The sequence below is a fragment of the Cyclobacterium amurskyense genome, assembly GCF_001050135.1.
GTDB lineage: Bacteria > Bacteroidota > Bacteroidia > Cytophagales > Cyclobacteriaceae > Cyclobacterium > Cyclobacterium amurskyense.
In genome coordinates, this window is record NZ_CP012040.1 from 3963781 (window position 1) to 3984395 (window position 20615).

15 protein-coding genes are annotated in these 20615 nt (G+C 38.1%); 8 read left to right on the top strand and 7 right to left on the bottom strand.

Features of this window, described 5'->3' with window-relative positions; genetic code table 11:
• Positions 1-58: 58 nt before the first annotated feature.
• Positions 59-1357, bottom strand: a complete 1299-nt coding sequence (locus CA2015_RS16285) for a serine hydrolase domain-containing protein (protein ID WP_048642857.1) — start codon at positions 1355-1357, stop codon at positions 59-61.
• Between the two features lie 262 nt (positions 1358-1619).
• Here CA2015_RS16285 and CA2015_RS16290 point away from each other — a divergent pair, with 262 nt between their 5' ends.
• Positions 1620-2663, top strand: a complete 1044-nt coding sequence (locus tag CA2015_RS16290; RefSeq protein ID WP_084011829.1) for a cation diffusion facilitator family transporter — start codon at positions 1620-1622, stop codon at positions 2661-2663.
• Positions 2664-3259: 596 nt separating this feature from the next.
• Here CA2015_RS16290 and CA2015_RS16295 read toward each other — a convergent pair.
• Positions 3260-5290 (bottom strand): M3 family metallopeptidase, encoded by a 2031-nt coding sequence (locus CA2015_RS16295; protein WP_048642858.1) that lies wholly within the window; start codon positions 5288-5290, stop codon positions 3260-3262.
• Positions 5291-5335: 45 nt separating this feature from the next.
• On the opposite strand from CA2015_RS16295, the gene CA2015_RS16300 reads away from it, so the two are divergent.
• Together CA2015_RS16300 and trxA are read left to right on the top strand one after the other, a co-directional pair.
• A complete protein-coding gene (locus CA2015_RS16300) occupies positions 5336-5875 on the top strand; it encodes a DinB family protein (protein WP_048642859.1) in 540 nt (179 codons plus the stop codon).
• Positions 5876-5953: 78 nt separating this feature from the next.
• A complete protein-coding gene (gene trxA, locus CA2015_RS16305) occupies positions 5954-6274 on the top strand; it encodes a thioredoxin (protein ID WP_048642860.1) in 321 nt (106 codons plus the stop codon).
• An 11-nt stretch (positions 6275-6285) separates the two neighbouring features.
• Here trxA and CA2015_RS16310 read toward each other — a convergent pair whose 3' ends face one another.
• On the bottom strand, positions 6286-6765 hold the full coding sequence (locus CA2015_RS16310) for a DUF4442 domain-containing protein (protein ID WP_048642861.1): 480 nt from the start codon (positions 6763-6765) through the stop codon (positions 6286-6288).
• 491 nt (positions 6766-7256) lie between these two features.
• On the opposite strand from CA2015_RS16310, the gene CA2015_RS16320 reads away from it, so the two are divergent.
• A complete protein-coding gene (locus tag CA2015_RS16320) occupies positions 7257-8057 on the top strand; it encodes a M48 family metallopeptidase (protein WP_048642863.1) in 801 nt (266 codons plus the stop codon).
• 249 nt (positions 8058-8306) lie between these two features.
• Here the strand turns inward: CA2015_RS16320 and CA2015_RS16325 are convergent, their stop codons facing one another.
• The 3 genes from CA2015_RS16325 to CA2015_RS16335 all read right to left on the bottom strand — a co-directional run bounded on the left by CA2015_RS16325 (position 8307) and on the right by CA2015_RS16335 (position 13797).
• Positions 8307-10730 carry a glycoside hydrolase family 31 protein gene (locus CA2015_RS16325; protein WP_048642864.1) on the bottom strand — a complete coding sequence of 808 codons (2424 nt, stop codon included), beginning with the start codon at positions 10728-10730 and terminating at the stop codon, positions 8307-8309.
• 376 nt (positions 10731-11106) lie between these two features.
• Positions 11107-11466 (bottom strand): hypothetical protein, encoded by a 360-nt coding sequence (locus CA2015_RS16330; protein WP_048642865.1) that lies wholly within the window; start codon positions 11464-11466, stop codon positions 11107-11109.
• 480 nt (positions 11467-11946) lie between these two features.
• Complete coding sequence (locus tag CA2015_RS16335) at positions 11947-13797, bottom strand: M1 family metallopeptidase (RefSeq protein ID WP_053086695.1); 1851 nt, start codon at positions 13795-13797, stop codon at positions 11947-11949.
• A gap of 36 nt (positions 13798-13833) precedes the next feature.
• On the opposite strand from CA2015_RS16335, the gene CA2015_RS24875 reads away from it, so the two are divergent.
• Together CA2015_RS24875 and CA2015_RS16340 are read left to right on the top strand one after the other, a co-directional pair.
• Entirely contained in the window at positions 13834-14007 is a 174-nt protein-coding gene (locus CA2015_RS24875; RefSeq protein WP_157470508.1) for a hypothetical protein, read from the top strand.
• Positions 14000-16300 (top strand): efflux RND transporter permease subunit, encoded by a 2301-nt coding sequence (locus tag CA2015_RS16340; RefSeq protein ID WP_048642866.1) that lies wholly within the window; start codon positions 14000-14002, stop codon positions 16298-16300. The genes CA2015_RS24875 and CA2015_RS16340 overlap by 8 nt, the downstream gene beginning before the upstream one ends.
• On the opposite strand, the gene CA2015_RS16345 is transcribed toward CA2015_RS16340, so the two are convergent.
• The gene (locus tag CA2015_RS16345) at positions 16251-17306 is read right to left on the bottom strand and encodes an endonuclease/exonuclease/phosphatase family protein (RefSeq protein ID WP_048642867.1); all 1056 of its coding nucleotides are present in this window, start codon (positions 17304-17306) and stop codon (positions 16251-16253) included. The genes CA2015_RS16340 and CA2015_RS16345 overlap by 50 nt on opposite strands.
• Positions 17307-17639: 333 nt before the next feature.
• Here CA2015_RS16345 and CA2015_RS16350 point away from each other — a divergent pair, with 333 nt between their 5' ends.
• A complete protein-coding gene (locus CA2015_RS16350) occupies positions 17640-18209 on the top strand; it encodes a DUF2911 domain-containing protein (protein ID WP_048642868.1) in 570 nt (189 codons plus the stop codon).
• Positions 18206-20614 carry a penicillin acylase family protein gene (locus CA2015_RS16355; protein WP_048642869.1) on the top strand — a complete coding sequence of 803 codons (2409 nt, stop codon included), beginning with the start codon at positions 18206-18208 and terminating at the stop codon, positions 20612-20614. Before CA2015_RS16350 ends, CA2015_RS16355 begins: the two co-directional genes overlap by 4 nt.
• The last annotated feature ends 1 nt before the right edge of the window (position 20615 follow it).

Sequence of the window (20615 nt, forward strand, 5' to 3'; positions counted from 1 at the left end):
GAAGGTTCACTGATTTTGTGCTGTCTGTCAGGGGTCGGTACAATAAAATGGGCTAGCTTTAATCGTCTATAGTGGTCATCACCATTTGTTTAAATTTCCAACTTGTTTGATCGCCGGTACTTCCCTGAGTTTGTTTGAGGATAATTCCGATGATTTTCTCTTTGGGGTCTGCGAAATACTGGGTGTTAAAATAACCTCCCCAGACAAATGTTCCAGGAGATCCAAGACCACCTTTTGCTTGACCTTGTTCGGTTAATACGCCAAAGGCAAGTCCGTAATGTTGGTCTCCATCACCATAAAGATCCATGGTTTGATTGGCCATCATGGTGGCAATTGTGGTTCTGCTTAAGAATCGTATTTTATTAAACTCCCCGCCATTGAGGTACATCTGAAGAAATGTCGCATAATCCTTTGCGGTGCTTGAAAGTCCTGCACCGCCAGAGAAGAATGATTTTGCCCCTTTGATAGGGTAATTGACATCGTAGAAGGTATTGGGATAGTTTTCCCATTTATCGTTTACTTTATGCTGTATGGCTACAAGTCGATCCCCTTTGGATGCTGGCAGGTAAAAACCCGTGTCATCCATTCCCAATGGTTCAAACAAGTGTTTTTGAAGATAGGCTTCGAATGACATTCCTGAAATTACTTCAATGAAATAACCCAGCACATCCAGCCCCATGCTATAAGTGAATTTTTCTCCCGGATCATGGTGTAAGGGTAGTTTTGCCAGCTTCATAACTACGTCTTTGATCGTAACAGGTTCAGTGGTAAATAAATCTGTTGTGCCGGCTTTATGATAAAGCATCTTCATTCTTTCGTCCCCATCTATTACTCCATAGCCAAGTCCAGAAGTATGCGTTAACAGGTGGCGGATGGTTATTTCCTTATTGGCAGGTCTTGAGGTATAAGTAGTGTCTGCATACTTGAAATTCACCAAAACCTCAGGGTTTTTAAATTCTGGTATGTATTTGGAAATTGGATCATCCAGTCGGAATTTCCCCTCTTCCCAAAGCATCATCACAGCAGTTGATGTAATTGCTTTGGATTGGCTTGCGATTCTGAATATCGCATCTTTCTGTAATTTTTTTCCATTGGCATCTGCATTTCCATAGGCTTCATGAAATACAATTCTTCCGTTCCTGACTATGAGAGCAACAGCACCTGGAATGGTATTGTCTTTCAGAGATTGCTTTAACATATTGTCAATTCGCTCCAATCTCTCTGAGGAAAGACTGATGCTTAATGGTGGTGCCACTGTTAATGGGGATGACCGCCTTGCCGTTGTAGTTTGAGCAGTAAGGTTAAGGTTGCATAACATTACGATTATGAACCATAAATAAGTCTTTTTTAAAGTCATAGGGAGTGGTTATAAGATTTATGTAAATTTTTAATTATCAAAATACTCAATTTCTCAATTAAATATACCTCCATTTTTTTAGTAAATACTTGTTTTAGACCTAACAGACTGATAATCTTGTCTTCTCTACATTTCTGATTAAAGACATGTCAGGATATCAGTGCTGCTACTCAAATAAACCGAGTTTAATATTTCAAATCCATAGTAAAATCATGTTTTAAATCCCTCATTAATTTTCTCAGTCTCTCAAATAAGGCTAATTTTGAGAGATAAATTTTTAACAAAAGTGTATTCAGAAAAACAGCGACTTATTCTTTGGTCTGTAGTTATCAGTATTGTTTTGCTGGTGGTGAAATTCTATTCCTATGTGTTGACAGGGTCCAATGCGATTTTGACAGATGCCTTAGAGAGTATAGTAAACGTAGTGGCTTCTTTTTTTGCCCTTTATAGCATAAGGTTAAGTGCTATTCCTCGAGATAAAAATCACCCTTATGGCCACGGTAAGATTGAATTTTTTAGTGCTGGAATCGAAGGTGTATTAATTATTGTGGCGGGAATATTTATACTTTACCAATCGGCGTACTCCATATTGTTTCCCCAGCCTCTGATCGAATTACCTTTGGGTATGGTTCTTATAGGTTTTTCAGGTTTGGTTAATGGGATTTTGGGATTTGTTTTGCAAAAGAAAGGAAAAGAATTAAATAGTATTACACTGGAAGCAGATGGAAAGCATATATCCACAGATGCAGTTAGTAGTTTTGTTTTAATTATTGGTATTGCGATTATTTTCTTTACCGGATGGCATTTACTAGACAGTATTATTTCAGGACTTTTTGCTTTTTATATCATGTACAATGGGTATTATCTTGTAAGAAAGTCTGTGGCGGGCTTGATGGATGAGTCCAATCCACAATCCATTAATAAGGCGGTTAGAATCCTCAATAAACACAGAAAAGATAACTGGATAGACATACACAATATGCGGGTTCAACAGTATGGGGGAGATAGCCATATTGATTTACATCTTACTTTGCCTTATTACTATGACCTTATACAGGTTCACGATTGTGTGCATGAAGTTGAGGAAGTATTGGAAGAAAATCTTTCAGGAAAAATTGAAGTATTTGTACATGCAGACCCCTGTATTCCTGATTCATGTTGTCATTATTGTCAAGTAAGTGATTGTGCAGTAAGGCGTTTTCCTCAATCTAAAAAAATAAAATGGACAGCGGACAATATGTCCCAAAACCAAAAACACTACCATGAACTTGGTCTTTTGAAGAATGTACCGAAAAATAAAAAATAAATTTTTTTTTTAGAAAAGTTTGAAAAAAATATCAATTCAATAAAATATTCATTGGCTTGTAACGTTTATCTTATTTTTTTTTATAAAAACCTCCATTAATTATAAAATGAATAGTTCTTATTTTTCGAGTATGTGAAATTATATGTGGTGATTATTTGTTTTAATTCCTATTATTTTGTATATTAATAGTGTTATTAGAATTAAAATTCGGGGGTGATGAAAGATAAACAATTTACTATACTATTAATGGTTTCAGCACTTATATGGTTGCTGATAGTAGGTTTTATTATCATTTAGAGTACCAATAAATTTTTCCCTACAGACGGACTTAGACAAGTTTTTCCGAAATGAGTTAATAAAGGGGCCCATTCGAGTCCCTTTTGCTATTATAGCTTCCAATCTATGCCTGCAAAATATTTTTGAGATAAGCCTAATGAGTTTTAGGGTTTAAAAAAGTCCATAAAAAATGTTAGCCGGTTTAGCTATAAAATGACACCTATTTAACACCTTAATTTAGGAGAAAAAAAATGACGATTTAGGATTTTGGAATAAAGTTGCAGGCAAAGAATTTAGCCTTGCCTGCAAGTCAATATAATTTATAGTTCTAGACCTGCTCTTCTGATTAGAGCATCAGGTTTAGGGCCTCTTCCTCTGAATCGCTCAAATAAAATTGAAGGATGCTCCTTACCTCCCATGGACAGGATATTGTCTTTGAAGGATTGAGCTGTTTCTTTGTCAAATACACCCTTTTCCTGAAACAATTCAAAGGCATCGGCATCCAATACTTCTGCCCACTTGTAACTGTAATAGCCCGCAGCGTAACCGCCCTGGAAAATATGAGAGAAGGAAGAACTCATCATGGTGTTTTTCAAAGGTTCAAGCAGAGAGGTGGGCTTCATTACCTCATTTTCAAATTCGAAGAGGTCTTTTATGTCTTTCGGGTCAGTAGTATGGTAGGCCATGTCTAATTGGCCTAGACTGATTTGTCGGACAGTTTGAAATCCCTGATGGAAGTTGGCTGCTTTTTTTATGTTTTCAATATAAGCAGTAGGGATGGGCTCACCGGTTTTATAATGTCTGGCAAATAAGTCAAGACATTCAGCCTCATAGCACCAGTTTTCAAATATTTGAGACGGTAGCTCTACAAAATCCCAATAGACATTGGTTCCCGATAAAGATCCATAAGTGCCCTTAGCCAACATACCATGTAACGCGTGGCCAAACTCATGAAAAAGGGTTGTAACTTCATTGAAGGTAAGTAGGCTAGGTTTTGATTTTGTGGGTTTGGTGAAATTGCAGACAATGGACACATGAGGCCTGTACTCTTGATTTTCCACAATGCGCTGTCCCCTGTAAACCGTCATCCAAGCACCATTCCTTTTGCCTGCTCTAGGGAAAAAGTCTGCATAAAAAACAGCCAGATGATTTCCATTTTCATCATTAACTTCATAGGCTTTTACATCCGGATGATAAACCGGAATGTCTTTATTCTCCTTAAATGTAATGTTGTATAATTTTTCGGCAGTAGTAAAAACCCCATCTATGGTGCGGTTCAATTCAAAATAAGGCTTTAACAATTCATCATCCACCGCATATTTCTCCATCTTTAACTTCTCGGCGTAGTAGCTGATATCCCATTTGCAGAGCTGATCGATATTGTCTGTTTTACGAGCAAAAGCCTCTAATTCTTTGAGCTCTGCTTGTGCTTTAGGTTTTGCCTTTTCAAGTAACTCATCGAGGAAAGTCAATACTTGCTCCCCACTTGCAGCCATGCGTTCTTCTAAGACAAATGCGGCATAATTTTCATAACCCAGAAGTTTTGCCCTTTCGTCTTTTAGTTTGAGGATTTCCTTGATTATTTCCCGATTATCTAAATCATCCCCTTTGGCAGATTTGGTATTATAGGCAATAAAAATCTCCTTTCTTAACGCCCTGTTTTTGGCATAGGTCATAAAAGGTACATAACTTGGAAAAGCCAAGGTAAATACCCATTTCCCCTCTTTACCTTTTTCTTGAGCCGTCTGAGCAGCGGCTTCAATTAGTCCATCAGGAAGGCCTTCTAGGTCCTTTTCATCTGACAATACCAATTCGTACTTATTGGTTTCTTTTAATACATTTTCCCCAAAGTGAAGGCCCAATTTTGACAATTTCTGATCGATCGCCCTAAGTCTATCTTTGGCTTCCCCTTCCAAAAGCGCTCCATTTCTGATAAAAGATTTATAGCTTTTGTCAAGGAGTGTGCTTTGTTCAGCGTTTAGCTTCAATTGATCCTTTTGGTCATACACCGCTTTTACTCTTTTAAAGAGCGCTTCATCAAGTAGAACATCATTGCTGTGGGCTGATAGAAGTGGGGAAATTTCGCGTGCCAGTTGTTGAATTTCATCATTGGTTTCAGCAGCATTGATGTTAAAAAAAATGGAGGCTGCACTAGATAATTTTTCCCCTGAATTTTCTAGGCCCACAATGGTGTTTTCAAAATCGGGAGATGCTGCGGCTTTTATTTGCTTGATTTCCTCATTTACTTCCGCTATGGCACTTTTGATAGCGGGAAGGAAATGTTCGTTTTTTATTTTATCAAAAGGTGCTGTTTCAAACGGGGTATTAAATTTTGCCAATAATGGATTCATAGCGAATGATTATATTTGAATTTATCACACAAAATTAACAAAATAATGGAGACTACTAAAGGACTTAAGATTCCTAAAGCAGGAGATTTCCCACTCTTTTATAAGAGGTACATTGATTTGGCATCTGCTAAGGACTTAAAGAAGCTTTCACTTGACCAAGAAATGTTTATTAAGTCGATTTATGAGAAGCTATCAAAGGATCAGGCTTTGTTGAGTTATGGTGTTGAAAAATGGTCTTTCAGTGAGTTGTTGGGACATATAACGGATACTGAAAAACTTATGCATTTCCGGGCCTTAAGTATTAGCCGGGGTGAAAAAAGCAATTTGCCAAGCTTCGATCAGGATAGTTACGTGATCAATGCGGATTTTAATGCCATCGCACCTGATAAGCTGTTGTCCACCTTTATTTTGCATCGTGAGCTACTTTGGCAATTTATTGATGATATTCCCCAATCGAAATGGGAAAATGTAGGTTCGGTTAGTTCGGGTCCTATGTCTTTATCCGCACTTATTTTCATTATTTTTGGGCATATGGAGCATCATATTCAGATAATTAAAAAGGATTATCTTCCATTGATTGGATAGGCTTTTCCTTTGTGAGATATATCACTGATTCCTATAGTAGAAAACCCTATTTTTGTTAAAGATTTTAATATTAACGTTATGGCAAAAGGAAAAAGTTTTTCGGAAATAATAAAAGGAGATCAGCCCGTTCTGGTTGATTTTTATGCTACTTGGTGTGGACCATGTAAAATGATGCAACCTATTCTGACAGAAACTGCCGGGAAAGTGGGGGATAAAGCCAAAATAATAAAGATTGATATCGATAAAAACCCAATGGCTGCTAGTAGGTTTCAAGTCAAAAGTGTACCTACCCTAGTACTGTTTCAAAATGGAAAAATAGTTTGGAGACAATCAGGAGTGGTTCCCGCCAAACAATTGGTAGAGGTGATCAATAAACAGGCTATGGCAAAACAGGGGTAGGTTAGCTTAGCTCATTTTCTTTTAAATGACCAAGTTACCTCAAATTTGGCCACTATCTCATTGTTTGGATTGTGTCCAATTATTGTAGTTTTTAAAGTTGATGTGTCTCCAGGTTGCGCAAGTCCTGATAGCGTTTGTTGTATCAAATGCCCGTCCTCGCACTGCATGGTTATTTCAGCATCTGCTTTCTTAACAAATTGAGCATTGAGGTCAACGACAAGCATTGAGAATTTTTCACTGCCAGTCAAATGCAGCAAACAGAGCGATCCTGAAGCCAATTCTGCGCCCCCGCATAAGGTGGCGAAGTAAATGGATTTAAAGGGGTTTTTAGTTCTCCAGTTGTATGGAATAGTGGTTTGACATGAATCCATATTGATTTTCTTTATCCTAACACCCCAAAAAACAACTGATGGAAGGTTGCCAAGCATGTACCAAGTATAGGTTACAAATCGGGACATGTAATTGATAAAACGTTGTTGATTCTTGTTCATAGTCAAAAGGATATGGTATTGAAATTAATACTATTTGTTGGTCTCTAATAAAACTAAAGGATATTATTTTCACTACTGCCCAAATAGTACAATAGAATTCACATTTGCCCGTGAATTTTATCTTAGCCTTATGTGGTATAATATGGAAGCCAGTTTAAAGTCAAATTATTCGCTGATAATGAAACTATCGCTGTAACAAAAGCATTGTAGTTTGGTTTTCAGCTATTATACCTGTACAACAATGAGTAGGCCTATTCATCTAATTACAAAGTGCATAAGTTGAATTTTTTGATTTTATTCGATAACAATTCCTTATTTCAAGTTAAATTGGTGGGAAAAATATTCATGGAATCTATGTCAGATATTCTATTGAAAGAGAAAGTAGAGATTGGTTGGTGCTGGTTTAAACTATTAATTTTTAACTTTTCTTATTTATCTGGCATCTTTTTTGGAGCTTTGCATTTGATTCGTCAGTTTGAAATTAAAAGAACATGAAAAAAATATTAGCATTACTCTCTATAGGGTTAATTGTTTACAGTTGTGCTACAGTTCCCTTAAGTGGTAGGAGGCAGTTGAGTATTGTAAGTAATTCTGAAGTTTTACCTTTGGCCTATGATCAATATGGTCAGGTTTTAAAGGAAAGTAAAGTGCTTACCAGTACCAAGGAAGGCCAGCAGGTTGTCAAGGTTGGAAACCGCATTGCTGAGGCTGTAGACACTTATTTGAAGGACAATGGTTATTCTTCCATCACGGATGGGTTTAAATGGGATTTTAATTTATTGGAAAGTGATCAGGTGAATGCCTGGTGTATGCCAGGAGGAAAAGTCGCCTTTTATACTGGTATTTTGCCTATATGTGAGGATGAAACAGGAATAGCTGTAGTTATGGGGCATGAAGTTGCTCATGCCATTGCAAGCCATGCTAGAGAGCGTATGTCTCAAGGGATGGTCGCAAATGGGCTGATTGGTGGCTTACAAGTAGCCTTGGGTGAGGATCCAAGTTTAACAGAAACCATATTTTTGCAAGCTGTGGGAATAGGAGGGCAAGTAGGTATGTTGAAATTCGGTAGAGACCAAGAACTTGAAGCAGATCAGTTGGGTTTAATATTTATGTCTATAGCAGGATATGACCCAAGAGAGGCTCCTGGTTTTTGGGAAAGAATGAATGCCCAATCGGAAGGTTCTTCACGTCCACCGGAATTTTTATCTACACACCCTGGACCAGAAAGGCGAATAGAGCAGTTAAACAAGCAAATGAATGAAGCCTTGAAGTATTACAACAAGGAAAAATAAAATTCGAATCCCCTCTATAAATTATAGAGGGGATTTTTTTATATAGCCGTGTTTAAACCCGAAATAGGCAATAGACAATCTATTACGTGCTGAAATCACTATAAAATCAGCCACTTCGTTGCTGTTTTCAATTTCACCATAGCGGTGCTATGCTAAAATCTCCAAACAGCCTGATTTTCTTGCGATTGCAACACTTCCCGTAAACACGGGACAGTCTTCACCCCTGACAGTCAGGGCGGAGAAATCCTATTACATAATCCGGGTTAAAGTGATTTTCTGAACCTCATTTTTTTGCAAGGAAATTGATATCCCTGGAACTTCCTGACATATTTGAAAGGAATGGTTGCCGTCGGGCAAAGGGTCGAAGGGAGAAATTTCATCCAGAAAGGCAATATTGGTTTTTGTTATTTTTAATTGGTTGTTGCTTAGTTCTGCGCTATAAATATTGAATCCATGGAAATAGATATTGGCAGTATGAAATTTGCTAGCAAAACCTGATGAAAACTCATCAATACTTAAGGTATTGCTACCAAAATCCATGATAAAGAGTATTTTTGAAAACTCCCCCTTTTGATAAGCCATGCTTTTTCCATCATCTTCATATACCAATTGTCTGGACTTGCCTTGACCTCTGTAAATGTGGACATTCAATTGCCCATCATGTGGGTCTTCCGCATGGTTTGTAGCTGATTGCATTGGCAGAATAGCCCCTGATTTTACAAATACGGGAAGGTATTCCAAAGGGCATTCCCAAAGCATTTCCTGATTCCCTTCATATCGCTCTCCAGTGAACAGATGATACCAGTCGCCCTGGGGAAGATAGATTTTTGTTATTTGTTTGTGACTTTCCACAGGCATTACCAGTAGATTGTCGCAGAAAAGAAATTGATTTTCAAAGGCCCCATGGTAAACAATGTCATCAAAGGAATAATCTATAGATAGACTTTTTACGACCGGAATTCCTGACTTCGAACTGTTGTAGAAAGCACTATAAATAAGTGGCATCAACTTATACCGCAAACGAATATAATTTTTGGCTATTTCTTCCACTTCCTCTCCAAAGGCCCAAGGCTCGGAAGCATTGCTGTTAATCATGGTATGTGCCCTAAATAGAGGGCAAAAAGTGGCTATGGTTATCCATCTGGCAAATAATTGTGGGTTAGTATTGCCCACAAAACCACCTATGTCATATCCTGAAAAAGAAACGCCACTCAAGCCCAGACTATTTACAAGTCTTACCCCTGCCATCATGTGTTCATCGCTGGCCACATTGTCTCCCGTCCATACAGCAGCATAACGCTGTATTCCTGCAAAGCCCGATCGGGACAATACGAAAGGTCTTAAGGTTTCTTGGTGTCTAAGTTGACCGTTTTTTGTGCTCCTGGCCATTTGAAACCCATAAACATTTCTGGCTTTCTTATGATTGGCATTTTGTCCTTCATAATGGAATTGAACCAAATCAGGAACAGTTTGGCCCCAGGTAGCAGGTTCATTCATGTCGGTCCAGAAACCATCTACTTCAGCATCAATGTAAAACTGTAATTTTTGCTCCCACCAATCCCTGACTTCTGGATTGGTGAAGTCAGGAAATACACACCATCCTGGCCATACTTTTCCTTCGTAATTTTCTCCATCCGGGTATTTGAGAAACAAATCTTTGTTACGGCCATCTATATAGGGCCGGTAATTTGAATCTACCTTAATTCCCGGGTCAAGAATAACCACAACTTTGAAACCCTTTTGCTTTAGATGTTTTATAAGTTTGGCGGGGTTTGGAAAGGCCTTTTTATCAAAGGAAAATACTTTAAATTCCTCCATATGATGGATATCTAGATAGATTACATCAGCAGGAATGCGTTTTTCTCTAAAGGTATCAGCCAGTCTGAGCACCTCTTTTTCTGGATAATAGGAGTAGCGACATTGTTGGTAGCCTAAAGCCCATCTTGGGGGCATAGGTGTTTTACCTGTTAAATCAGTATAAGCGGTAATAATCCCACTTACCGATTCATCATGAATGAAATAATAATCTAGGTCACCATCTTCAGCTGTGAAATAAGAAAATCGGTTGTTCCCAGCTCCAAAGTTAAAAGTGCTTTTGTGGGTGTTGTCAAAAAACACTCCATAGCAATTCATATGATGAAGCCCAATATAAAAAGGGATAGATAAATACAATGGGTCAGCATTGGTGCCGTAACCAAAATGATCTGTATTCCAATTGGTGTAAGTTTGACCGTACCTATTAAGTCCTCCTGTCTTTTCACCCAGTCCAATGAATTTTTCCCATTGTTGGAGCTTCTTATAACAACTAACAGCTGTGCCTTGCCAATTTATTCCAAATGTTGGGTCGTCTTCACTCAAGGTTAGACCCGAGGAATTCTTAAATAAAAGACGAAAATTATTCTTATCTAGGTGAATTTGTAATTGGCTGGTTTTTAGTAGGTAAAAATCATCGTTTTCTTCCCAAGAATAATTGCATTTCAGAGGAGAGGAAACAACACTGTACGGGTTTGGAGAGAAATCTTTTTGTCGGCTTACCTGAATTCTGATGCTGGTTTCCGCATAAATGGTTAGCCGGAAAACGCAATTTTCGGTCCTTCCATAGACTTCAGATTCAGTAAATGAACAACTAATGATCCTGCCTGGAACATCCAATCCGAAATTTTCATTGGCCATAGAATAAATTGTTTGGAGACTTCAAATTCGACATTATTTGTCAGAATAAAAAAGGTGTTAATTTTCTTCTAAAAAAGTATATCGGCTAAGCTGTGAGCTTAGCGCTAAAAAGATCAAATCGATCAATACCACTGTAGTTACCAGTTTCGATTTTAAGTATACAATTTAACCCGAAATATGCAATAGACATTCTATTACCTAATCCGGGTTAAATCATTGGCTAAAAATGTCTTTACGTTATAACGGCCTAGGCTTAACTTAAAATCGATTTGTTTTAATAGGGTGCCCAAGAAGAAAAAATAGGGTTATATGGATTACAGTAAATGTAGACCAAATAACCCTCTTCAAAAAAAATAAAAACCGAGGATTGTAAGTGTTAATTTTCTTTTTTCTTTATGGCTCTCTTTACCAAATATTGCTTGGGTTGGATAAATTGAATGTTTTTCTCTGGTACAATTGATGGTTTTGCAGGCAGAGTGATTTTAATGATTTTAAAGTCTTTATAGTTTCCCATTGGCGCAACCATATTTGGAGATCTTTCAAAAGCCATATTTCCAGCATTGGCAGTAGTAACAGATACTCTATCCGGATCAATAGCATCAAGTTGCATGGCTTCAAATTCCTGAAAATGGTAGGTTTGATCCCTCGTCTGTCTTTCAATCTCAGGAAGATCTTGCGCGTTTACACCAAATGAAATTAGTAAAGAGCAAAAAAAGAAAATGGTAGCTGTCCTCATGTTTAGATAATTTTTAGAATTAAACCTTTCATAAGGTAAAGATATATTGATGGAATTCCCAGTATTTAAAAGAAAAAATTACAAATTTTATTTATGTGATCGGTGTAATAAGGTGTTAAAGGAGGTTAATTACTGATAAAAGGAATGGTACCCTGTGAAGAGTGGTGTGGTGAGCGATATGGTATACTTATTATTACTTAAAGTAAACAATAGGCATTTGTAGGTAAGGTGTTTTGTCTGTAACCTTATGATTATTAACTAAATAGATACCAGGTCAATGGTGTTAATCCATTTGGGTTCTTGGGGTGATGTCTTCTGTCTAGGTTGAATTAAACAATAAAGTGATTGGTAACAGACAGGGTTTGCCGTTTAATATAGGATGTATTTTATTTTTGGGAGCTTATTTGTTTGCTCATAAAAAAATGCCCCCAATAAGCGAATTGCTATTTGGGGGCATTTTAATACAGGTTTTATACTTTACTATGGCGCTGTCCAGCTGTTATTGGATTTGTCTATGTCTGCCATTCTCTCAGAAGCATCAATTTGCAGTGATTTAACAGGAGAGGAGGACTGATCAATTTTGATTTCAATGGTATTGTTCGTCCAAGGCCACCTTTGGGTCATGGTTCTTTCAGGCAGGTGACTTTCTGCTTTTTTGTTTCCTCTCATTATGGTCAATGGGAAATATAAGGTTTCCTTTTTTCCATTTTCGTAGGTAACCACCAAATCTATAGGCATTGGCATTAAGCCTTTCCTTTCCAAGACCACATCCAATGATTTGTTGTTTTCGTTGACTGAGGAAATGGCGTAATCTATGGTTTTAGTAGAGTTGACCCAGTATTCTTTGTACCAATCAAGTTCTAATCCACTCTCTTTTTCCATCACTCTGATAAAATCATTGACATTAGGATGTTTGAATTTCCATTCTTCCCAATACCTCAACATGCCTTTATTTTTAACTTCTTCGCCAATAATATAGTCCAATTGAGCTAAAAACAGTGATCCTTTGGAGTAAGCAGCAGCACCATAGGCAGTGTTGGTATGGAAATGATCCGCATGGGTGGACAGTGGCTCTTCAAGTCCAGATTTGACTAGCCTTTCATAGCTGGTATAGGAACCTTTTAAGGGAGACTCAGTTGAAGGTTTTAAATAGTTAACGGCCATGTTCTGGTTGCTTGCATAGGTAGTAAAGCCTTCATCCATCCATGAATATAAGGATTCATTAGATCCCAGAACTCCTTGGAACCAGCTATGTGCCAATTCATGCATCATAACACCTACCAGGCTTCCCATTGGTCGGTGACCAGTAATTAAGGTAGACATAGGGTATTCCATTCCTCCATCGCCTCCCTGAATAACAGAATATTGTTTGTAAGGATAAGCTCCGTAGTTTTCACTGAAATATTTCATGGCTTTTTCAGTGTATTCCTTCAGCTTAGGCCAGGTATTTTTAGTTTCCTTGCTCTTTACATAGAGGTGGTGCAAAGTAATACCATTCTCCATGACCAGTTTGTCATGTGTGTAGTTGGGGTCTGCAGCCCACATAAAATCATGTACATTCGGGGCATAAAAATGCCATGTTAAAGTAGGCCCTGAAGGCTTTTTGACGGATACACCCTCCTCTTCATAGCCATAGCCTATTTCATTCTTATTTTGGAGATAGCCTGTTCCCCCTAATATATAAGACTTGTCAATGGTGATTCTAACATCAAAATCTCCCCAAATACCATAAAACTCTCTACCTATATATGGATTGGCATGCCAGCCTTGTTCGTCATAGTTGGCCAATTTTGGGTACCACTGAGACATAGAGAACTTAATGCCTTCAGCATTGTCTCTCCCTGCTCTTCGAATTTGTAAAGGTACCTGGGCTTTAAACTTACTCTCTAAGAGTACTGTAGAATGGGGTAAAATGGGTTCAGGTAATTTTACTTCCAATATTGTCCCTACTTCTTCCATGATCACGGGCTGACCATTTAAAAGCAAAGATTCAATGTGCATGTATCCAATTTCCTCAGGTGATAATTTGGAAATTCTGTCTCCAACTCGTCTGTCGGGGTCCGCAATGGAGCGTGATCGGACGTCCATCATGCTATTGGGCTGAAACGCATTGTAATAAAGATGAAAAAACAATTGGTTTAGCGTATCCGGGCTATTATTGCTGTAGGCAATGACCTGATGACCTTGGTATAGATTGGTCTTTACGTCCATTTCAACATCCATTTTGTAACTTACCGATTGTTGCCATCTTCCAGATTGTGCAAATACTTGTGGGTCAAATAAGAAAAGGATACAAATAAACCCAATAAAAAGTACCGTAATTTTTTTCATGTGTGCGTAATTTTGGGTGCTAAAATATGGTAAATTATGCAAGCAGCCAAAACCTTTAGTTGGCTTGAGAGTTTTCTTGCGAAAGAAATAATGATAAGAGATCTGCAAATGCAGGTTTTATTAGATTGCTTTTGGTTTTTATTTATTGGGGATAATGTATTTGGATTGTTTTTGTGGTTGTTAAGCGGTAAAAAAGTACAGAATGGATAGAAGTAAGTCCAGGTGGGCATTAGGTTTTGCAGGAGTGGTTTCCTTGTTTTTTATTCTTACCTGGCATGGGGTAAGCTTTAATTATGATTTTGAAAATTTTTTCCAACATGATGATTCCGAATTGGACTTTTATCAGGAATACAGGGAGCTTTTTCAAAATGACAACGATTACCTGCTTATAGCCCTTGAAAATAAAACAGGTGTTTTTGACAGTGCTTTTTTAGTAAAGTGCCTGGCTTTTGAAAATGATTTGCTGCATATCAATGGGGTAGTGGAGGTAGTTTCTGTTTTAAATCAAAAGGAGCCTTTAATAAGCCCGTTTGGTGTCAATTTTAGACCATTGTTAAACTGGTCTAATAGCCAATCCCTTTCCAAAAGTTCTCAAAAGATTAAAGCAGACAAGCAATGGATGGGTAACCTCATCGCTGAGGATAGCAGTAGCCTGCTGCTGTTGGTGCAAAATGAGCAGATGATAAGCAAGGAAAATGGCGATGTGGTGTATGATAAGATAGCAGGCAAGCTCCATGAGTATGACTTTGATGGGTTTCGAACAGCTGGTAAAATCAAAGCACAGGGTGCCTTTGTAAACTTACTCCAACAAGAGTTTGCATTTTTCTTGAGCTTTGCCATTCTGGGTGTATTGTTTTTGCTTTGGTTAATGTACCGGTCTTGGTGGGGAGTCGTTCTTCCATTTGTAATTATTGTAACAGGTATTTTTTGGAGTGTGTCTTTTTTGCTTTTAACGGGAGGGGAGTTGGATGTAATGTCGGTGATGCAACCGCCTATTTTGATGGTAATTGGTCTCAGTGGGATGATTCATGTGGTCAATCATTACCAAGCAGCTTTGATAGCCTTTGAGTCAAAAGAAAAAGCCATTTTCGGCGCATTTAAGTCTTTAGGGCTAGCTGTTTTTCTTACCGCATTGACAACTTCTCTTGGATTTGTCTCCTTGTATTTTACCAATGTACCTAGTTTGATGTGGTTTGGCTTGTATACTGGTTGTGGGGTTATGTTTATGTTTTTATCCTTGTTTTCCATTTTGCCCTTTGCCTTGTATCACCTACCCCCATTGCCTTCAACCAATCGAGAAGTGTGGGCAAAGCGATGGAACCGTGTATTGAGATTTCTTTTTCAAAAAATCACCAATTACCGTAAAACCATTTCCCTCACATTTATCGTTTTCACTTTATTAGCTGGCTACTTTATGTCTCAGGTGAAGACCAATGGCTATATTCTTGATAATTTACCAGAAGGGCATTCATTGTTGGAAGATTTTCGATTTTTTGACCAACAGTATGGAGGATCAAAACCATTGGAAATATACCTTCAAGCAGGAAGTAAAGATTTGACTCTTTTTGATTATAAGGTCCTGAAAGAAATAGATAAGCTTGAAGATTTTGTTCGGGGAAATTTTGGGTCAGGTTTTATTATGTCTCCCCTTACAGCGGTAAAGGCAGTGAACAAAGCCAAAAACCAAGGCAAACCAAAGGCTTTTGTTTTGCCTTCACCACTTGCCTATGAAAGAATGCAGCCAATGGTAAATAGGATTGGTGATTCTCAAAACATAAAGTTATGGACAGCAGATAAAATGGAAGGTAGGCTATCCACAAAAATGGCAGATGGTGGTAGTCTTTTGGGTAAAAAACAGCACCAAAAATTGGAGGAATTTGTGGCCAATAAAATTGATGCTTCTTTGCTAGAAGTAAGACTAACAGGCACTTCTTTTCTAATTGATAAAAGTCATGAACTGGTTACCTATAAGGTGTTTAGTGGTCTTGGCTTTGCCTTTTTATTGGTAGGGATCATTATCGGTTTTCTGTTTAGGTCATGGAGGATTTCTCTAATTGTTATCCTGCCTAATATCGTGCCTTTGCTTTGGATAGGCTGTGTTATGTATTGGTTTGGAATTGAGTTCAAACTTTCAACCTCCATTGTTTTTGCCATAGCTTTTGGCATTGCTGTGGATGACAGTATCCATTTTATGACCAATCTTCAGATGCAAATGAGAAAGCAACAAGGCTTATTGAAAGCACTTTACCTTACTTATCTTACCACAGGCAAAGCCATAATTCTGACTACGCTAATTCTAGTTTCAGGATTTGTAATGTTGACATTTAGTAGTCTGGAAATACCTTGGTTCACGGGGGTGTTGGTAAGCCTGTCTTTGTTGTTTGCTGTTTTGGCAGATTTACTATGGTTACCAGTTTTGTTATTGCCATTTAAGGAGGTAATAAAGGAGAAAATTAATCGTCGGCTTTCACCAGATCAGGATAAGCAAACACTGCAGAAATAGGATAATGATCGGAATAATCTACTTCTCTTAAAGTTTTGAATTGCAAAACTTCCAGGGCTTTGTCGAAAAACACATTGTCAATTCTTAAAAAGAACAATACCTTATTGTAGGTAAAGCCAAAGCCTCTTCCTTTGCTTTCAAAGGCATTCTCTAAATTTTCCCGAAGACTAAAGTAGGTGTAACTGTAGGGTAAATCATTGAAGTCTCCAGCCAAAATCACTGGATAAGGGCTGCTCAATAGGTGTTTTTTTAGAATTTGCATTTGTGAGGTCCTCAGTTTTATTCCAGCTTTCAATTTTTTAATTGTGGATCGGTACTGGCTTTTTATGCCCTCTAAATTGTCAAGGTCAGCCGCCTTAATATTCATCGATTCAAGGTGGGTATTGTAAACCCTGATGGTGTCCTGATTGATTTTAATATCAGCGAACATGGCTCCATTATTCCTTTTGTTGTCAAAAACTTTACCGCTATTGATAATTGGAAATTTACTAAAAATGGCTATCCCGTACGATTTCTTTTTCTCATTGCCATTTGCAGAATAGTAGGCATACTCATAATCACCGTTATTGGCAATCATCTTCAATGCATTTCTAGATGGGGTAGTAAAATCCTGATAGAATTCCTGAAAACACTTGATGTCGGAAGGATTCTCTTGCGCCCATTTTATTGAGTTTGTTATTTTGCTTTCACTGTCATTCCCCCAGCTGTTATTAAACAACATGGTATTGTAACTTAGAAAGGAGAATCCTTCAGTAACGGTGTCAGGACTGTTCCATTGGAAAGTGACTACCAAAAATTTCCAGCCAATTATTAAGACTAGGATCGGATAAATGATTAAGCGAAATCTTCCGAAAAGCAACAATACGACAAGAAATAGATTCAATAACAGGAATACTGGTATGAGTAGGGGCAATAAACCCGTATAATCCCATGTCTCAGGGGAAATATGCACACTTAAGAAGAGTGCCAAGGATGTTAAAAAGATGGTAATGATAATAAATCGCATATTGCTGTTTTAAACAAGTCCCAAATTGGCAATAATTTTGTACTCCACCAATATATTTAAATTTTTTACTACTTAGCACCTCTTCATTTAGCCCAAGGTTTGGCTTTTAGGATTGTTTTACCTCGTTGTTTTTGGTATAAGGGTAGAGAGAATGCAAGGACTTTTTGGAAAGAGAATGGAAACTCCATGGAGTCATTTGTCTTTGGCATGAGCCTTTGAATCATTTAAACAATAGATTTACCACGAGTATTAGGAATACGATATTTAACCTATAATCCATGGAAGATTAAGGAAAAAATACATAGATTAGTGTAAAATTTAATCTTAAACTTTATGAAAAACCTTACAATCCCATTTTTCAGTGTATTTGTTTTTGCGATTTGCTTAGGGATTATTTCCTGTTCAAACCCATCTTCAAAAAGTGCTGAGTCAGTGGAAGAGGAAGCAGTTAAGGAAGTTAAAGAGCGTGCAAGTCCTTTAAAATCTTCCTCCGGACTAGTAAAGGGAAAAGAGATAACAGTGCAATACGGAGCTCCATCTGTTAAGGGGAGAGTTATTTGGGGAGATTTGGTGCCCTATGGTGAGGTGTGGAGAACAGGTGCCAATGAAGCTACAAATGTCAACTTTGCTTCAGATGTTCTGGTTGAAGGGGAAATGGTAAAAGCAGGGAAATATTCTTTGTTTACCATCCCAAGAGAAAACGAACCTTGGACAGTGATATTAAACGCTGACTGGGATTTGGAACACGGACATTTTCAATACAACGAAGAAAATGATGTCTTGAGGGTAGCTGTTAATCCTACTTTTGGATCAAGCAACCAAGAATCCCTTACTATAGAAGTGGTAAGTGAAGGTTTAGAAATTAAATGGGAAAAAGCGAAAGTATTGGTAAATATTGAATGAAATACATAGGGTTCTTCTTTTCATTGCTGTTTTCATTGTTGGTTGCTGTAGGCTTGTCCATTAATTTGGCAAAGCTCCCACCTTTGGCCAAAGTTTTTGATCCTTTTAAAGGCTTCTGGCAAAATGCTTACAGTGAAGATTATGATCCGGAAACTGAGGTGGCTATAGATGGTCTTCAGTCGGAAGTGATGGTGGATTACGATGAAAACCTAATCCCTCATATTTTCGCGGAAAACGATATGGATCTTTATAGGGTTCAAGGTTATGTCACTGCAATGCACAGGTTGTGGCAGATGGAATTTCAGGTAATGGCAGCTGAAGGCCGACTTTCTGAGATTGTTGGGCCCATAGCACTAAACCGTGACAGGGAGATGCGAAGAAAGGGGCTAGGCTTTGGAGCGAAGAATAAGCTTAAATACCTTCAAAAAGAAGACCCTGAAAATTTGAATTTAATGTTGGCCTATGCGGATGGCGTGAATGCCTATATAGATCAACTTTCCCCAGGAGACTTACCACTAGAATACAAGCTTTTAGATTATTATCCCGAAGCCTGGACCCCTTATAAAACACTTCTATTTCTGATGAATATGTCAGAAACATTGTCAGGAGACAGTGACCTGGCTTATACTAATTTTCGGAATATTTTTGGTGATGAATGGCAGGATAAACTTTTTCCAGATAAACCTGAAGGGGTAGTGCCAGTAATTACCAAAGAGGATTGGGGTTTTGAACCTTTGGACGTAAAAAAACCGGGCATTGAATTTCTAGATTCCACAAAAATAACTGAATTATTACCAGAGAAAGAGCCAGGATTAGGGTCAAACAATTGGGTTGTGGCTGGAGAAAAAACAGCTTCAGGCTATCCCATTTTAGCCAATGATCCGCATTTGGCTTTAAATTTACCCTCATTATGGTTTGCCATGCAATTGAGCACTCCAGAATATACAGTAAAAGGAGCAACTTTACCTGGAACCCTAGGGGTAATCTTAGGCTTTAACGAGCACATGGCCTGGGGGAGTACAAATGCAGACAGGGATGTGAAAGATTGGTATAGAATCACCTTTAAAGACCAATCCAGAGAAGAGTATTTGTACAATGGGCAATGGATACAAAGTACCACTCAGTTGGAAACCTTCCTTGTGAAAGGCCAAAATGAATTTGTAGATACTGTTGTATATACCCATTACGGGCCGGTAGTCTATGATAGAAACTTTAAATTTGAAGGAAAACCATTGGACTTTGCCTTGAAATGGACAGCCCATGGAGAATCCAATGAGAGTAAAACTTTTATTGGGTTAAATAAAGGCAAAGACTATGGGGATTTTATAGAGGCACTCACTCATTACGTAGCTCCCGCTCAAAATTTTGTTTTTGCCTCCGGTTCGGGAGACATAGCCTTGAAAATCCAAGGTAGGTTTCCATTGAAATGGGAAGGCCAAGGAAAATTCCTTATGGATGGGAGCAAGCCAATGTATGAATGGCAAGGGTTTATTCCTACAGAGCACAATGCTCAAATTAAGAATCCTGAACAAGGCTTTTTAACTTCAGCAAATCAGCATCCTGTTTCCTATAATTACCCCTATTTTGTCTATAATAATAACTATGAATATTTTAGAAATAGAAGAATAACCGATCAACTTACTGGAAAATCGGGGATTACTGTGGAGGACTTGAAAAATCTCCAATTGGATAACTATAACCTACATGCCTCGGAAATTCTTCCATTAATGCTTGACAGTGTTAGGGGGGGAGGGACTGAAAAGGAGGCGTTTTGGGTGGCTGAATTGAAAGATTGGGACTATAATGCTTCTGCTGAAAAGTTTGCCCCTGCGCTATTTAAATCTTGGTGGGATCATATGGAAAGCGCTTTGTTTGGTTCTTGGGACACCAAAGGATTGCCCATTACTTACCCGACTAAATTCACCTTGTCCAACCTTCTTAAGAATGAACCAGATGCGGATTGGTTTGATAAATCCAATACAGCAACAAAAGAGACCGCTTCTTATTGGATAAATGAAGGGTATTTAGGGATGGTAGATGAGATGAAAAGCCTGACGGAAAATTCCGATTCTATTTCCTGGTCGGCATATAAAAACACCCATTTAAGTCATTTGATTCCAAATTTAACTCCTTTTGGAAGGTTTGAAATCCCAATTGGTGGAGGCAAAGGAATTGTCAATGCCTCGGCCTCAGATTGGGGGCCAGGATGGAGAATGATTGTAGAAATGGGCCCCAAAATTAAAGCTTTAGGCATTTACCCCGGTGGACAATCCGGTAATCCAGGAAGTAAATATTATGACAATTTTGTGGATGCCTGGGCTTCTGGAGAATATTTAAAAATTGAGTTGAGGAATAGGGGCAATTCTTCAGAAATGTTGTTTCAAACCAAATATACCCCTAATTAAC

Excerpts from the sequence above, each read along its gene's own strand:
- CA2015_RS16350 (WP_048642868.1), top strand. The coding sequence starts at position 17,640 with ATGAAAAACCTTACAATCCCATTTTTCAGTGTATTTGTTTTTGCGATT.
- CA2015_RS16330 (WP_048642865.1), bottom strand. The coding sequence starts at position 11,466 with ATGAGGACAGCTACCATTTTCTTTTTTTGCTCTTTACTAATTTCATTT.
- CA2015_RS16310 (WP_048642861.1), bottom strand. The coding sequence starts at position 6,765 with ATGAACAAGAATCAACAACGTTTTATCAATTACATGTCCCGATTTGTA.
- CA2015_RS16300 (WP_048642859.1), top strand. The coding sequence starts at position 5,336 with ATGGAGACTACTAAAGGACTTAAGATTCCTAAAGCAGGAGATTTCCCA.
- CA2015_RS24875 (WP_157470508.1), top strand. The coding sequence starts at position 13,834 with ATGCAAGCAGCCAAAACCTTTAGTTGGCTTGAGAGTTTTCTTGCGAAA.
- CA2015_RS16320 (WP_048642863.1), top strand. The coding sequence starts at position 7,257 with ATGAAAAAAATATTAGCATTACTCTCTATAGGGTTAATTGTTTACAGT.
- CA2015_RS16355 (WP_048642869.1), top strand. The coding sequence starts at position 18,206 with ATGAAATACATAGGGTTCTTCTTTTCATTGCTGTTTTCATTGTTGGTT.
- CA2015_RS16340 (WP_048642866.1), top strand. The coding sequence starts at position 14,000 with ATGGATAGAAGTAAGTCCAGGTGGGCATTAGGTTTTGCAGGAGTGGTT.
- CA2015_RS16335 (WP_053086695.1), bottom strand. The coding sequence starts at position 13,797 with ATGAAAAAAATTACGGTACTTTTTATTGGGTTTATTTGTATCCTTTTC.
- CA2015_RS16285 (WP_048642857.1), bottom strand. The coding sequence starts at position 1,357 with ATGACTTTAAAAAAGACTTATTTATGGTTCATAATCGTAATGTTATGC.
- trxA (WP_048642860.1), top strand. The coding sequence starts at position 5,954 with ATGGCAAAAGGAAAAAGTTTTTCGGAAATAATAAAAGGAGATCAGCCC.
- CA2015_RS16295 (WP_048642858.1), bottom strand. The coding sequence starts at position 5,290 with ATGAATCCATTATTGGCAAAATTTAATACCCCGTTTGAAACAGCACCT.
- CA2015_RS16325 (WP_048642864.1), bottom strand. The coding sequence starts at position 10,730 with ATGGCCAATGAAAATTTCGGATTGGATGTTCCAGGCAGGATCATTAGT.
- CA2015_RS16345 (WP_048642867.1), bottom strand. The coding sequence starts at position 17,306 with ATGCGATTTATTATCATTACCATCTTTTTAACATCCTTGGCACTCTTC.